This is a genomic window from Caballeronia sp. PC1 (genome assembly GCF_021353155.1).
GTDB classification, from domain to species: domain Bacteria; phylum Pseudomonadota; class Gammaproteobacteria; order Burkholderiales; family Burkholderiaceae; genus Caballeronia; species Caballeronia cordobensis.
The window spans coordinates 632,888-646,733 of record NZ_JAJUBH010000003.1; the positions used below are offsets into that span (position 1 = coordinate 632,888).

At 66.5% G+C, this 13,846-nt stretch carries 18 protein-coding genes; 9 read left to right on the plus strand and 9 right to left on the minus strand.

Going from position 1 to position 13,846, the window contains the following annotated elements:
• Position 1 precedes the first annotated feature (1 nt).
• The gene (locus LY284_RS27510; protein WP_233389324.1) at positions 2 to 943 is read right to left on the minus strand and encodes a hydroxymethylglutaryl-CoA lyase; all 942 of its coding nucleotides are present in this window, start codon (positions 941 to 943) and stop codon (positions 2 to 4) included.
• Between the two features lie 108 nt (positions 944 to 1,051).
• Between LY284_RS27510 and LY284_RS27515 the strand changes: the two genes are divergently transcribed.
• A complete protein-coding gene (locus tag LY284_RS27515) occupies positions 1,052 to 1,954 on the plus strand; it encodes a LysR family transcriptional regulator (protein WP_233389326.1) in 903 nt (300 codons plus the stop codon).
• Here LY284_RS27515 and LY284_RS27520 read toward each other — a convergent pair.
• Both LY284_RS27520 and LY284_RS27525 read right to left on the minus strand, forming a co-directional pair.
• Positions 1,951 to 2,289 (minus strand): cupin domain-containing protein, encoded by a 339-nt coding sequence (locus tag LY284_RS27520; protein ID WP_014252948.1) that lies wholly within the window; start codon positions 2,287 to 2,289, stop codon positions 1,951 to 1,953. The genes LY284_RS27515 and LY284_RS27520 overlap by 4 nt on opposite strands.
• A 71-nt stretch (positions 2,290 to 2,360) precedes the next feature.
• Complete coding sequence (locus LY284_RS27525; RefSeq protein WP_077160371.1) at positions 2,361 to 2,645, minus strand: hypothetical protein; 285 nt, start codon at positions 2,643 to 2,645, stop codon at positions 2,361 to 2,363.
• A gap of 89 nt (positions 2,646 to 2,734) precedes the next feature.
• Between LY284_RS27525 and LY284_RS27530 the strand changes: the two genes are divergently transcribed.
• Positions 2,735 to 3,790, plus strand: a complete 1,056-nt coding sequence (locus LY284_RS27530) for a DMT family transporter (RefSeq protein ID WP_233389328.1) — start codon at positions 2,735 to 2,737, stop codon at positions 3,788 to 3,790.
• On the opposite strand, the gene LY284_RS27535 is transcribed toward LY284_RS27530, so the two are convergent.
• On the minus strand, positions 3,787 to 5,175 hold the full coding sequence (locus LY284_RS27535; protein ID WP_041733533.1) for an FAD-binding oxidoreductase: 1,389 nt from the start codon (positions 5,173 to 5,175) through the stop codon (positions 3,787 to 3,789). The genes LY284_RS27530 and LY284_RS27535 overlap by 4 nt on opposite strands.
• Before the next feature lie 98 nt (positions 5,176 to 5,273).
• Between LY284_RS27535 and LY284_RS27540 the strand changes: the two genes are divergently transcribed.
• The gene (locus LY284_RS27540; RefSeq protein ID WP_233389331.1) at positions 5,274 to 5,537 is read left to right on the plus strand and encodes a hypothetical protein; all 264 of its coding nucleotides are present in this window, start codon (positions 5,274 to 5,276) and stop codon (positions 5,535 to 5,537) included.
• Here LY284_RS27540 and LY284_RS27545 read toward each other — a convergent pair whose 3' ends face one another.
• Positions 5,538 to 5,741: a hypothetical protein gene (locus LY284_RS27545; RefSeq protein ID WP_014252945.1), complete on the minus strand. Its 204-nt coding sequence runs from the start codon at positions 5,739 to 5,741 to the stop codon at positions 5,538 to 5,540.
• Positions 5,742 to 5,831: 90 nt separating this feature from the next.
• Here LY284_RS27545 and LY284_RS27550 point away from each other — a divergent pair, with 90 nt between their 5' ends.
• From LY284_RS27550 to LY284_RS27560, 3 genes are all read left to right on the plus strand, one after another.
• Positions 5,832 to 6,275 (plus strand): SET domain-containing protein, encoded by a 444-nt coding sequence (locus tag LY284_RS27550; RefSeq protein ID WP_053571769.1) that lies wholly within the window; start codon positions 5,832 to 5,834, stop codon positions 6,273 to 6,275.
• A gap of 111 nt (positions 6,276 to 6,386) precedes the next feature.
• Positions 6,387 to 6,827, plus strand: coding sequence for a hypothetical protein (locus tag LY284_RS27555; protein WP_045459466.1), 441 nt, complete (start codon positions 6,387 to 6,389; stop codon positions 6,825 to 6,827).
• A 182-nt stretch (positions 6,828 to 7,009) separates the two neighbouring features.
• Positions 7,010 to 8,053 carry a sensor domain-containing diguanylate cyclase gene (locus LY284_RS27560; RefSeq protein WP_045459464.1) on the plus strand — a complete coding sequence of 348 codons (1,044 nt, stop codon included), beginning with the start codon at positions 7,010 to 7,012 and terminating at the stop codon, positions 8,051 to 8,053.
• Between the two features lie 3 nt (positions 8,054 to 8,056).
• Here the strand turns inward: LY284_RS27560 and LY284_RS27565 are convergent, their stop codons facing one another.
• The 3 genes from LY284_RS27565 to LY284_RS27575 all read right to left on the minus strand — a co-directional run bounded on the left by LY284_RS27565 (position 8,057) and on the right by LY284_RS27575 (position 10,859).
• Positions 8,057 to 8,758 carry an SDR family oxidoreductase gene (locus LY284_RS27565; RefSeq protein ID WP_233389333.1) on the minus strand — a complete coding sequence of 234 codons (702 nt, stop codon included), beginning with the start codon at positions 8,756 to 8,758 and terminating at the stop codon, positions 8,057 to 8,059.
• 62 nt (positions 8,759 to 8,820) lie between these two features.
• Positions 8,821 to 9,210, minus strand: a complete 390-nt coding sequence (locus tag LY284_RS27570) for a potassium channel family protein (RefSeq protein ID WP_014252940.1) — start codon at positions 9,208 to 9,210, stop codon at positions 8,821 to 8,823.
• 101 nt (positions 9,211 to 9,311) lie between these two features.
• On the minus strand, positions 9,312 to 10,859 hold the full coding sequence (locus LY284_RS27575) for an MFS transporter (RefSeq protein WP_233389335.1): 1,548 nt from the start codon (positions 10,857 to 10,859) through the stop codon (positions 9,312 to 9,314).
• 103 nt (positions 10,860 to 10,962) lie between these two features.
• Here LY284_RS27575 and LY284_RS27580 point away from each other — a divergent pair, with 103 nt between their 5' ends.
• Positions 10,963 to 11,847, plus strand: a complete 885-nt coding sequence (locus tag LY284_RS27580; RefSeq protein WP_255724959.1) for a LysR family transcriptional regulator — start codon at positions 10,963 to 10,965, stop codon at positions 11,845 to 11,847.
• On the opposite strand, the gene LY284_RS27585 is transcribed toward LY284_RS27580, so the two are convergent.
• Entirely contained in the window at positions 11,836 to 13,017 is a 1,182-nt protein-coding gene (locus tag LY284_RS27585) for a polysaccharide pyruvyl transferase family protein (protein ID WP_233389337.1), read from the minus strand. The genes LY284_RS27580 and LY284_RS27585 overlap by 12 nt on opposite strands.
• A gap of 157 nt (positions 13,018 to 13,174) precedes the next feature.
• Between LY284_RS27585 and vapB the strand changes: the two genes are divergently transcribed.
• Both vapB and LY284_RS27595 read left to right on the plus strand, forming a co-directional pair.
• Entirely contained in the window at positions 13,175 to 13,411 is a 237-nt protein-coding gene (gene vapB, locus LY284_RS27590) for a type II toxin-antitoxin system VapB family antitoxin (RefSeq protein WP_014252936.1), read from the plus strand.
• On the plus strand, positions 13,411 to 13,818 hold the full coding sequence (locus tag LY284_RS27595; RefSeq protein ID WP_014252935.1) for a type II toxin-antitoxin system VapC family toxin: 408 nt from the start codon (positions 13,411 to 13,413) through the stop codon (positions 13,816 to 13,818). Before vapB ends, LY284_RS27595 begins: the two co-directional genes overlap by 1 nt.
• The last annotated feature ends 28 nt before the right edge of the window (positions 13,819 to 13,846 follow it).

A 13,846-nucleotide genomic window follows, 5' to 3' on the forward strand; every position in this document is an offset into this window, starting at 1 on the left:
CTCAGACTTCGATTGCGGTTTTCGTTTCGAACGTGACGGGCAGGCCCGCGAGCGCGAGCGCGCCGTGCAGCGCTTCGCCGTCGAGCCAGCGCGCGAGCTTCGCGCGCAGCGTCAGCAAGGCGGAAATGTCGATGCCGGTTTCGATACCCATGCCGGCGAGCATGAACGCCAGGTCTTCGCTCGACGCATTGCCGCTCGCGCCCGGCGCATGCGGACAGCCGCCGATGCCCGCGAGCGTCGCATCGAAGCGCGCGACGCCGGTGTCGAGCGCGGCATACGCGTTGGCGAGCGCGAGGCCGCGCGTATCGTGAAAGTGGCCGCACCAGAAGCGCTCGCCTGCGATCTCCCGCGCCTTCCCGAACAGCGCGCGCACGGCGGCGGGACCGGCATAGCCGACCGTATCGGCAATGGACACGCGGTCCGCGCCCGCATCGAGCAAGGCCTGCATGTGGCGCAGCACATCGGCGTGCTCGACGCGGCCCTGAATCGTGCAGCCGAACGCCGTGCCGATGCCGCCTTCGATCATCGTCTTCGAACCGGCCGCATCGCGCGCGGCGCGCATGCGCGCGACTTCGGCGACCACTTCCTCCGGCGTCTTGCGCAGGTTCGCGAGGCTATGCGCGCGGCTCGCGGAAAGCGGCACGAGCATCAGATCGGCTTGCGTGTCGATGGCGCGCTGCGCGCCCTGCAGATTCGGCACGAGCACGGAAACGAAGAGGCCGGGCAGCGTCTTCGCATGGGCGACGAGTTCGGCCGTATCCGCGAGTTGCGGCAGCAGGCGCGCGGGCACGAACGAGCCGACTTCGATTTCGCGCTGACCGGCGGCGTAGGCGTCGCCGATCCATTCGATCTTGCGTTCGGTCGGCACGATCGTGCGAATGCTTTGCAGGCCGTCGCGCAGGCCGACTTCGCGGATCACGGCGTTCTGGGGGAACGCGGGCATGGGTTTGTCTCCGGGTCTTGTGTGTGTATGAGCTCGACTCTAGACATTCCGCAAATGCCCTAAAAGCGGTATTTTGGAAGGCCCATGCTTCCCATCCGGAATGTCTCCATGCGCGATATCGATCTGAAAACGCTGCGTCTCTTCGTGACGGTGTGCGAGCACCAGAACATCGCGCGTGCGGCGGCGGAATCGCACATCGAGCCTTCCGCGATCAGCAAACGCATCGCGCAACTGGAAACCTCGCTCGGCGTGCCGCTGCTGTCGCGCTCGCGGCGCGGCGTCGAGCCGACGCCCGCTGGCATTGCGCTGCTCGAACACGCGCGCAGCGTGCTTTTCACGATGGAGCGCATCGCCAACGATGTCGCCGCGTTCGGCGGCGGCCTCAAGGGGCGCGTGAGCATTTGCGCGTCGGCCTCGGCGATTGCGGAGGCGCTGCTCGACGATATCGCGTCGTTCATGCGCGAGCCCGCGAATCAGAACATCAAGGTCGATGTGGAAGAGCGCCTGTCGAACGATCTCGTGCGGCAGTTGCGCGAAGGCGTGGCGTCGGTGGGCGTGTGCTGGGACAGCGTCGATCTGCGCGGCTTGCGGCATCGGGCGTACCGGCACGACCGGCTGGCGCTCGCGGTGCCCGCCGGTCATCCGCTGGCGAAGCGCCGTTCAATCGCGTTCGAGGAGTCGCTCGAATTCGAGCATGTCGGTTTGCCGCCCGCCACCGCCGTTCACACGATGTTGCAGCGCGCGGCCGCGCAGGCGGGCAAGACGATGTCGTATCGCGTGATCGTGTCGAGTTTCGACGCGGCGTTTCGCGTCGTCGCGGCGGGGCTGGGCATCAGCGTCGTGCCGATGGAAGTCGCGGGAACGTACCGGCAGGCGCTCGGCATCGAAGCGGTGCCGCTCTCGGATGCGTTCGCAAAGCGCCGCTTCGTCGTGTGCTTTCGCGATTTCGATACGCTTCAGCCCGCCGCGCAGCGCCTCGTCGAGCATCTCGAGGCGCGCGCGTTGCTTTAGGAAGGAGCGTCGCAGAACACCGTTTCCGTGTCCTTTTTCTCGATGGTCAGATTGACCGACCGCGCGCCGCCCGGCCGCGTGCAATGCCGTTTTCCGGCGGGCACCGTAAGCAATTGACCGGCGCGCAATTCCACGACGCCTTCCTCGAACTCGATGATCAGCGTGCCTTCCACCGAAACGAAAGTCTCGTCGGAGTTTGGATGAACGTGCCATCGATACGGCGCGTCCATCACGCTGATGTGAACATCGTGATCGTTGACGGTGGAAACAACGCGATTCATGTAGCCGTCGCGCGCGGCGTCGGCGATCGCCGCATAGTCGATGATTTCGCTCATCGGTTCAGCCTAACGCGGCGCGCGCCACGGCTCAAACGAATTATTTTTGCTTCGATGTGAGCACGATTGACTTACAGGCGAGCATCCGGCGCATCGGCGCGCGCCATGATCGCCGCGATATTGCCGATGGCCGGTTGCGCGTAGCGCACCGGCGGCGCATCGGGCGGCAGCGGCGCGGGGCCCGAGTCCGTCGCGCGCGCATAGACCGGCAGCGGCGGCGCACTCTGCGCGCTCGATGCGACCGGAAACACCGGCCCGCCCACGATCCCCACGCCGATGAAAGGATGCGCCTGCGCGATGGTCACGAGGCCGAAGGTGAGTTTGCATGCCAGGATTGCGTGTTTGATCGCTTTCAAGTGCCGTCTCCTTTTTGCCGTTTTGTCGATGGGAGGATTCTGCCGCGGGAGAATGAGAGAAGAATGAGCATCGACTAGACTGATTCATCATGGACAGCCGATTCGCATCGATCCTCACCGCACTGACCGCCGCGGCGCTTTTCGGCGCGACCACGCCGATCGCCAAGGCGCTGCTCGGCCCCATGCCGCCGTTCATGGTCGCGGGCCTGTTCTATCTCGGCAGCGGCGTCGGGCTGGGCGCGGTCTTGCTCGGCCGCACGCTCTTGCGCGCGCGAGCGAGGGGTGTCGGCGCGCGGGAGTGCGTGTGGCTGTTCGGAGCGATCGCGTTCGGCGGCATCGCCGGTCCGGCTTTGCTGATGCTCGGCCTGACGAGCACGCCCGCCGCCACGAGCGCGCTCTTGCTCAACCTCGAAGGCGTGCTGACAGCGGCAATCGCGTGGATCGTGTTTCGCGAGAACGTCGATATCCCGGTGTTTCTCGGCATGGCCGCGATCGTCGCGGGCGGCGTCGTGCTCGCGTGGCAGCCCGGCGCAACGGATGCGTCGGCGGGTGCGCTGCTGATCGCGCTCGCGTGCCTGTGCTGGGCCATCGACAACAATCTGACGCGCAAGATCGCCACCGCCGATGCGATGGTGATCGCCTGCGCGAAAGGGCTCGTCGCGGGCGCGGCGAACCTCGGCATCGCCTTCGCGATGGGCGCGCATCTGCCCGCACCGCGCATCGCCATCGCCGCGATGACGACCGGTTTCGGCGGCTACGGCGTGAGTCTCGTGCTATTCGTGATCGCGCTGCGGCATCTCGGGACCGCGCGCACCGGCGCATACTTTTCGGTCGCGCCGGTGTTCGGCGTCGCGCTTTCGCTCGCGCTGTGGCCGCAAGCGCCCGGCGCCGCGTTCTGGATCGCCGCCGCGCTGATGTCGCTCGGCGTATGGCTGCACGTGCGCGAGCGGCACGAACACGAGCATACGCACGAGCGCCTCGAACATACGCACCGGCACGTGCATGACGCGCATCATCGGCATGAACACGACTTTCCGTGGTCCGGCGACGAACCGCACACGCATGCGCACGTGCATCTGCCGATCACGCATACGCACGCGCATTTCCCCGACGTGCATCACAGGCATGCGCATACGCGCCGCTAGAACACTTTGCCCGGATTGAGCAGGCCGTGCGGATCGAGCGCCGACTTGATCGCGCGCATCGACGCGATATCGGCTTCGCGGCGCGCCAGATGCAGATAATCGCGCTTCTTCGTGCCGATGCCGTGCTCCGCCGAAATCGATCCTTCGAACTCGCGCGTGACGTCGTAAATGACGGCGTCGAGATCGTCGTGATCCTGCTTGCCGCGGCCGGGCACGTCCACGACGATATGAATGTTGCCGTCGCCGAGATGGCCGTACGTCATCACGATCGCGTCGGGCCAGCGCGCGCGCAGACGCGCCTCGCACTGCGCCGCCGCCTCGCCGACCTGCGCGATCGAAAAGCTCACGTCGTAGGCCGCGTAGTTCGGGATGAAGCGGTCGTACTCGCCGGGCGCATCGCGGATCGCCCAGAAATCGCGCGCGTGCGCTTCGTTCGATGCGATGGCCGCGTCGCTCACGATGCCCGCTTCGAGCATGTCGCCGAGAAACGCCTCGAACGCCTCGCCGTGGCGCGCGGGATCGGCGCCGACGCTTTCGAGCAGCACGTAGAACGGATGCGCGTCGGCGAGCGGCGCGCGCAGGTTCTTCAGATTGGCGATGACCGTGTCGTGATAGCCCGCCCACATCACTTCGAACGCGGACACGCCCGCCGCGAGGCTCGCCTGCGCGCGCGTGAGCAGCGTGGTGACGGCGGCGAAATCGGGCAGGCCGCACCAGGCGGTGGCCGTTGCGGTGGGCTTCGGACGCAGCCGCAAAACGATGCGCGTGATGACCGCAAGCGTGCCTTCGCTGCCGATCAACAAGTGCCGCAGGTCGTAACCGCTGTTGTTCTTGATCATCTTGTTCAGCCCGCCGACGATCTCGCCGCTCGCGAGCACCGCTTCGACGCCGAGCACCTGATCGCGCATCATGCCGTACTTGATGACGCGGTTGCCGCCCGCGTTCGTCGCGAGATTGCCGCCGATGGTGCAGCTTCCGCGCGCGCCGAGATCGAGCGGAAAGTAGAAGCCCGCCTCGCTCGCCGCTTCCTGAACGACTTGCAGCGGCGTGCCGGCTTCGACGGTCATCGTGGCGGAGATCGCATCGATCTCGACGATGCGATTCATGCGTTCGAGGCTTAACGCCACTTCGCCGCCGAGCAGATTCGCGCCGCCGACGAGCCCGGTCAAACCGCCTTGCGTGACGACCGCCTGCTTGCAGCGCGAACAGATGGCGAGCGCCCGGGCGACTTCTTCCGTCGTGCGCGGACGGACGATCGCAAGCGGCGTGGCGCCGGGCATGCCGCTCCAGTCCGCGACGCGCCTGTCGCCGAATTCATCCGGCAGCGCCACGACCTGCGCGCCGAGCGCTTCACGCAATGCCATCACTGCTTCGCTTGCCGCCATGCGTCGTCTCCGTTCGTTGTGTTGTGTCGATGTCAGAGGCGATAGTTTGAACCAAAACGCGCGACAATGACCGGCGGGCTCACGCGGCGAGGGTGACGATGGAACGGACCGACTTCGAAAGCGCGCTGACGCAACTGACCGGCGCGGCGGAACTGGTGGCGGCTGGCGCGAGCGATGACCTGCGCGCTCAGGCGTTCGAGATGCTGGCGTTCTTCCGGTTGCGGCAAGGGCGCGCGGCGGCCGTATCGAACGACGAACTCTTCAGGGACACTGCGATGGCCGCGCTCACGATGGCGGGCCGCAAGGAGTTTCTTGCCGCGGCTGCGTTGCTGGAACAGGCGCGCGGGTTGTGTCGAAGCTAGCTAGAACAGCTCCGTGTCGAGCGGCAGCAGGTTGATCCACTTCACCGCGGTGCGGCGCTCAACGCCATCGTCATGAATCGACCGTATCATCACGCGCTGGCCGCGCGCCTCTCCGAGCACTTCGACGATGCGGTTTCGATATCGCGCAAGCGAGCCGCGTAACGGCTTGCGCTTCCTGCTCTTGCGGGGAGAAACTGCGGGCATGGACGTGACAACGATTTATGACGGCCACATCATAGCGATGCGCACGCCTTCTCTCAAATACCAGACATCCTCACTGCGATCCGCCACACCATGCGTCGAATCACTGTCCGCACCTCGCCCATACATGGCCGGGGCGTCTTCGCTCTCGCCGATCTGCCCACGGGCGCGCTGCTGCTCGAATACAAGGGTCTGCGTCTCTCGTGGAAGGAAGCGCAGCGCATGCACGAGAAGTCGAACGCGGAGAACGGTCACACGTTCCTCTTCGGTCTCGACGACGGCAGCGTGATCGATGGCGCGCGGGGCGGCAATTCCGCGCGCTGGCTCAATCACAGTTGCGCGCCGAATTGCGAGGCGGAGCAGGACGGCGAGCGCGTGTTCATCCGCGCGATCAGGCCGATCGGAAAGGGACAGGAGTTGTTCATCGACTATTGCCTGACCGTGGATGGCCGGCGCACCGCAGCCGTCAAGCGGCTCTACGCGTGCCGATGTTCCGCGCCCGGCTGCCGCGGCACGATGCTCTCGGCGAGCCGGTAATTGCGCAGATGATTTTGTTACAGCTCTTACCGGGGTAAGACCGGCAAGTTACAGAGGCCTTTCGATGGGCGGTTATACTCAGCCCCGTCTCAAAAAAACGAAAAGCCTCTTATGTTGAAAAAAATCGTGCAGATGGTCGGTATCGCGGCGATCGCCGCCGCGGCTTCGCTGCCGGCTGTGGCCGGCGACATGAATAACGCGCTTGGCGGCGCACTCGGCGGCGTGGCCGGCGCTGCGCTGGGTGGCGCGGTGGGCGGCAGCACGGGCGCGGTCATCGGCGGCGCGGTGGGCGGCGGCGCGGGTGGCGCGGTCACGTCGAATCGCAGGGAGCGCACGGGCGCGATCGTCGGCGGCGCCCTTGGCGGCGGCGCTGGCACGGCGGCGGGCAACGCGATGGGCGGCCGTGGCGGCGGCCTCGTCGGCGCGGCTTTGGGCGGCGGCGCGGGTGCGGCGCTCGGCGGCAACGTGTCGCGCTCGAACTCGTATGCGGACGATTATTCGCGCGGCCATCGGTCGGGCAAGCGGCATCACAAGCATCGTCATTACGATTGAGGGGGTGAGGCGCGCCGTCGGACACGGCGCGGCCTACGAGCGCGTCTTCGCCTTGAGGACACCGTAGAGTTCGAAACGCGCTCCCACGCATCACTATCCCAATCCACGCCGCCCTTCAGAACTCGCCGTGCGCTGCCGATAAGCACGCTGACGTCAATCAGCCACCGCAGCCACTCGATCCGATGAAACGCGACTCTTCCGCAAGCCCGCTCCAGGCCGCCTTCCTGCGGCACGAAGACACCCTCGCGCCGCCGCAACGCGCGCTCGGCGAGGACGATCACGCCGTCTATCGCACGCTGCTCGAATCGACCAAGGCGATTCCCTGGAAGATCGACTGGGCGACGATGGAATTCGTGTATATCGGACCGCAGATCGAGGCGCTGCTCGGCTGGGCGCCTTCGTCATGGAAGACCGTGCACGACTGGGCCGAGCGCATGCATCCGGACGACCGCGAAGCAGTGGTCAACTTCTGCGTCGGCCAGTCCAAGGCGGGTACGGACCACGAAGCCGATTACCGCGCGCTCACCCGCGACGGCGGCTATGTCTGGCTGCGCGACGTCGTGCACGTCGAGCGCAACGGCAAGGGCGAAGTCGAGGCGCTGATCGGCTTCATGTTCGACATCAGCGAGCGCAAGCGCACCGAGGAAAAGCTCGCGCAGTTGCAGCGGGAACTGGAGCGCCTGTCGTTCAGCGACAGCCTCACCGGCGTCGGCAATCGCCGCCACTTCGACAACGTCATGGCGCGCGAGTGGGACGCCGCGAAGGCAGCGGGCAAGCCGCTGTCGCTCGTCATGATCGATATCGATTTCTTCAAGTCGTACAACGACTACTACGGCCACGTTCAGGGCGACGCTTGCCTGCAGCGCATCGCGCGCGTGCTCGGCGAAGCGGCGGGCGAGCGGCATTTTCTCGGGCGCTTCGGCGGCGAGGAATTCGCGCTGATTCTCGCGGACACCGACGCCGAAGCCGCGATGCGTCTGGCCGAACGTTGCCGCACGCTGATCGCCAACGAAGCGATCCCGCATGTGCGCTCGCCGCACGATCAGCAAGTGACCGCGAGCTTCGGCGTGGGCACGGTCGTGCCCGGCGATCGCATGGACGTGACGGCTTTCATCAATCTCACCGACGCGCAGCTTTATCACGCGAAGGACAACGGCCGCAATCGCATCGCGGCCGTGGATCGCGCGGGCATGCAAGGCGAGGCGTTCAAGGCGCAGACGCGCTGATCGTCAGACGCGCCCGCTCACCGGAATCGCCGCGCCCGTAATGCATTGCGCATCGGGCGACAGCAGAAACGCGATCACCGCGCCGAGCTCTTCCGGCTTCACCCAGCGCGAGAAATCGGCGTCGGGCATATCGCGGCGATTCGGCGGGGTATCGATGATCGACGGCAACACCGCGTTCACCGTCACGCCGCGGTCCTTCAGTTCTTCGGCCAGCGCTTCGGTCAGGCGCAGCAGCGCGGCTTTCGATGCCGCGTACGCGCCCATGCCCATGCCCGCTTTCATCGCGGCCAGCGCGCCGACGTTGACGATGCGCCCGCCTTCGTTCGCGCTCAACGCCGCGAGCGCCGCCTTCGATGCGTTGAGCGCGGTCTTCACGTTCACGTCGAACATGGCTTGCCAGGTATCGGCGCCGCCGTCCGCGATGGTCTGCCATGTGAACGCGCCGGCCACGTTCACGAGCGCATGCAGGCCGCCCATCTGCTCGACGATGGCGTCCATCGCCGTTTGCGCCGACTTCGCATCCGCCAGATCGATGCCGGTCACGATGCACGCGTCGGCGAGCGGCGCGGGCAACGCGTCCTGCTTGCCGCCGTGGCCGATCAACGCGATGCGCGCGCCGCGTCCGGCGAGCACGCGCGCCGTCGCGAGTCCCAGACTGCCAAAGCCGCCCGTGATGGCGACGATCCTGCCTTCGAGAGTGTTCATCGCGTTTTCCGCCTGTGCGTAGGTCGAAACGGCGGCGGCCTGTCGGCGCGACGCCCGGAACGCTATTGTCCTTCCGATTCGGGGCGCGCGGCGGCCCGCTGCACGGCGAGCACCGCCGCCGACGTGACCAGACCCGTCAGCAGGATGCCGAGGAACGCGACGGAAACCGAGACGACACGACCGACCGGCGTGGTCGGAACGATATCGCCATAGCCGATCGTCAGTCCGGTCACGCCGCACATGTAAAGCGTCTCGCCGAACGTGACCGGCGCGTGATCGACAGTGTTCACGGGACCGCCGAAGTAGTACATCGTCACCGCAAGCGCGATGAACCCGGCAATGTTGACGAGAAAGAGCGGCGAGAGATGCCACATCACTCTCATCATCTCGATGAGGGTCCGGCCGGGCCTGATTTTCGGATACGCGTGACGCTTGCGGGCGCTGCTTGGCATGACTTGCAACCTCGGGCCGCGCGCGAACCGTTCAGCTAAAAGAGCGTCCCTGCGCGGAGATTCATCGGCCTGCCATCGTAGCGCCGCACCTTGAACCGGCGCTATCGAACGATGTCGCCCGAGCGTCCGGATACATCAAATTTTACGTTTTCACGCGCCGAAGCCATCCGCGTTAGCAGCCAGACCGCGGCGGCGACGCTCAGCGCGCAAACGCCCGCGACGGCGAGCGACGCCGCGAAACCGCTCGCGAAACTCGCGCGCGCAATGCGCAGAATCGCTTCGCTGCCCGCGCCCGCGTGGGCGAGGTCGCCCGAGAGCAGGCGCGAGAGGAAGCTCGCATCGAGCACGGCTTTCGGATCCGCGAGGCTGCTCGCGTGCAGATCGAGCGCGGCGTGCGTGCGGCTCGCGAGCACCGCGCCCAGCACGCCGACCGATGTGACGATCGCGGTGAAGCGGGTCGTCGTGCTGATGCCCGACGCCATGCCGGTGCGATGTGCCGGCACGCACGCCATGATCGCCTTTTGCGTGTCGCCGTTGAGCACGCCCGCGCCGAGGCCCGTGACGATCATGCCCGCCGCGATCAACGCGTAACTCGACATCCCCGCGAACAGCGCCGTCAGCAGATTGCCCGCGCCGATGATCGCGAGGCCGAGCGTGAGCAGCGCCATCGGCGGAATGCGCCTGGCGAGCGACGCGCCGATGTACGGTCCGACGACCATCGCGATCGCGAACGGCAACATGCCGATGCCCGCGCGCACCGCCGGCAGTCCGAACGCGTTTTGCAGATAGAGCGGCAGGAAGGTCATCATCACTTGCGCGCACGCGGCGTAGCCGAACATCGCGAGCACGGCGGCGACGAAGCGCGGCTGGCGAAAAAGCGCGAGATCGATCATCGCGTGCGCGCGCGAGCGCTGCACGCGCACGAACACGGCGAAAAGCGCCACGCACGCGACGAGGCGCGCTTCGGTGCGCCAGTTAGCCCAGCCGTCCGCTTGCGCGTCGATCAGCGCCCAGATGCCGAGCGCAAGCGCCGCGGCAAAGAGCGCGCTGCCGGCGAGATCGAGCGCGCCCGCGTGAGGATTGCGCGATTCGCGGATGCCGCGCCACGCGCAGTACGCAAGCAGCGCGCAGATCGGCAGGTTCATCAGGAAGATCCAGCGCCAGCCGGCCCATTGCGTGATGACGCCGCCGACGAGCGGCGCGATCGTCGTCGACACACCCATGCAGGTGCCCCACACGGCCCACGCGCGGGCGCGCGCCGTGCCTTCGTGGAAAGTGTTGGCGATGATCGCGAGCGCCGATGTCAGCAGCATCGCCGCGCCGACGCCCTTCGCCGCGCGCGCGATGTTCAGCGCCAGCGCCGACGGCGCGAGTCCGCAGCCGAGCGACGCGAGAAAGAACACGGCGAGCCCGGCGATCAGCATTTTCCGGCGGCCGATGCGGTCCGCGAGCGCGCCCGCGGGCAACAGGCACGCCGCGAACGCGACCATGTACGCGCTCACGACCCATTCGACCTCGGCGAATCCGGCATGAAAATCCCGCGCGATGGACGGCAGCGCCACCGCGACGACGTTCGTGTCGAGCGTGATGAGCGCGCACGTCGCGGAGGCGGTGAGCAGCACGAAGCGGTCGGAGGCGGTCGATGACATGGCGATTTCGAGATAAGCGATCGGTCCGTCGATGCTAGTGGCATCGCTCTTTCCTGTCATTGACATAGAATCGTCAAATATTTATCGAAATCGTGAATACATCATGCCTGTCGAATTGCGTCATGTGCGCTGTTTCCTGAGCGTCGCGCGCCATCTGCACTTCGCGCGCGCCGCGGAAGAGCTCGGCATCGCGCCGCCCGCGCTCACCAAGCAGATTCAGGAAGCCGAACGGCTGCTCGGCGTGCGGCTATTTCATCGGACGAAGCGATCGGTCGCGTTGACGGCCGCGGGCGAGGCCTATCTGAGCGAGGCCGTCGGCGCGCTCGAACATCTCGCGCGCGGGGCCGAGCGTGCGGCGCTGGCGGAGCGTGGAGAGCTGGGGCGCATCGTGATTGGCTATGTCGGGTCAGCGGTGTATTCCGGCGTGCTGCAGGCGACCGTGCGCGGCTTTCGGGCGCGCTATCCGAAGGTCGAGATCGGCATCGAGGAAATCGTGATGCGCGACGCGGGCGCGCTGCTGATCGAAGGGCGCATCGACATCGCCTATGTGCGGCCGCCGGTGCCGTATCCGGAGGGCGTCGAGGCGCGCACCGTGCATCGCGATACGTTCATCGTCGCGTTGCCCGCCGATTCGCCGCTGACGGCGTCGAGCGTAATCACGCCGGCGCAGTTGCGCGAGCAATCGTTCGTCGTGCCCGAACAGGAGTCCGGCACGCTCGAAGTGGCGCGGCGCGGGCGCTTCACGGCGAGGATCGTCGCGCAGCCGGGCACGCTCGCGGCCGTGCTCGCGCATGTGTCGCTCGGCGGCGACGTCGCCGTCGTGCCGCGCTCGCTCGCGCAATGCGTGACGGTGCCGGACGTGGAATATCGCGAGATCGCGGGTAAGGCGGTGCCTTCGGAAGTGGCGATGGTGTATCGGCGTTTCGAGCGCGCGCCGGCGGTGCGGGCTTATCTCGATTATGTCGATGCGGCGGCGTCACAGACGTAGCGCTTCGAATCCCGCGCGGTGCGCGCGTGCGAGCATCGCGCCGTGACGGCGGAGCGCTTCGCGGCCGATCGACATGGCGTCGCGCATGGCCGCGTGCAATGCGTCGATGGGCACGACGCCCGGCGCGTTCGCGATCTCCCATGTCGATGCATACGCGCGCTGCTTGTGCGCATCGCCGTGTTGCAGATTCACGCGCGGCAGGCCGTACGCCATCGCGACGATGCGTCCATGCAGGCTGCTGCCCGCAAACCCTTCGCTGCGCGCGATCAGCGCGCAGATATCCCAGACGTTCAGCGAATCGACAATCTTCACGGCGGCATGGCGCATGCGCGCCGCCATGCGCTCGTACACCGCGATGTCGTCGTGCCACGGCGCCGCGCCCGCACGAAAGAGCGCAATGCCGAGCCCGGTCGATTCGACGAGCAGATCGAGTTGATGCGCGATGCGCGCGAGCGTGGCGTCGTCGCCGAAATCAGCGCTGAACTGGACGGCCAGATAGCCGCGCGAGCATGCGGGGTGCGCCGCCTGGATGCGCTCGTCGAAGAGTTCGGCTACGAGGGCCGCCGGATCGGGGACCAGCCGCGCGTCGATGCCCGCGCCTCGCAGCGTGGCTTTCGTTTGCGTGTCCCGCACGCCGATGGCGTCGGCGGTTCGGAGCTTCGTCAGCACTTCGTCGCGTAGCGCGGCATCGCGTAGATCGAGCGTCGCGCCGCCGATCGCGTCGAAGCAGATCGACGCCGCGCACGGAAACGTCTCCCGGCCGATCACGTAAGGCGCGTGCGCATCCGTTCCGAGTTGCGCGCGCGCCCAGACGCGGCGGTCCTCCACGCGCGAGCCGTAGCGGGCGATGCAGGACTGCGCGTCGTCGGGGCGCGTCAGCATGACGGCAGCTTCCCATGCATCGCACGTCAGCAGTTCGCCGCCCGCGTGAATCAGCGTAACGGGCTCGTCGCGCCAGCGCGCTGCGAGTTGCGGGAGCGCGGCGACGTCGTGGCCGCCGAACGCGCGCAAGTCGCGTTGCGCGCATCCGGCGAACACCGGTTCGATGCCCGGCGAGCGTTCTTCGAGCAGACGCGCGGCGATATGCGCGAACAGCATGTCGCCGAAGTTATGACGATCGAACGCGCCGAAGATGATCGGGCCGTTGTGCGCGGCGCGCGGATTAGCCAAAAGGCCACCTATTCAAGGAAGCGCTCGACGGGCAGCATGAACCCCGTCGAACTGACGAACGCTGAGTTCCGAAATCCTGGAGAGAACACACATGTTGATGCACGCTGCTGGCGGAGTTCTGTTAAAGTACACACGAGGGTACACACACGGAATCATCATGCCTATCACCCGAATCTTCCGCAACGGCAACTCGCAAGCCATTCGCATTCCTGCCGAACTCGCCTATCCGGAAACGGAGACCGAAGTCGAGATCGAACGGGTCGGCGACGAACTGCGCATTCATCCCGTGCGCCGCTCGCTCGCGGGCGCGCTCGACCGCTTCAAGCGCTTCGATTCCGATTTCATGGCGTCCGGTCGCAACGAGCCGGAGCAAGACGATCGGGAGTTCTTCTGATGCCGCGTTATCTGCTCGACACCAATATGTGCATCTATCTGATGAAGCACCAGCCCGAGCAAGTTGCCCGGCGCTTCGAGCAATGCTACGTCGGCGACGTGGTCATGTCCGCCATCACGTACGCCGAGTTGCAATTCGGCGTCGCTATGAGCGCAAGGCCTGAGCGAGAGCGTGCCAATCTGGCCTCGCTCGTCGAGTTGATCGAAGTCGCGCCATTCGGCGAAGAGGCCGCCGCCGCGTATGGTCCGATCCGCCACGCCTCGCGCGAGCGCAACAAGGGCGCGCTCGACAAGCTGATCGCGGCGCATGCGGTCGCGCTGGGCGTGCCCGTCGTCACGAACAATGTCAGGGACTTCGCGCATTATCCCGGTGTGACGGTTGAAAACTGGCTTGACGACAACGCGTGAGCGGGCCATCGTCAACGTCCGCGAGACT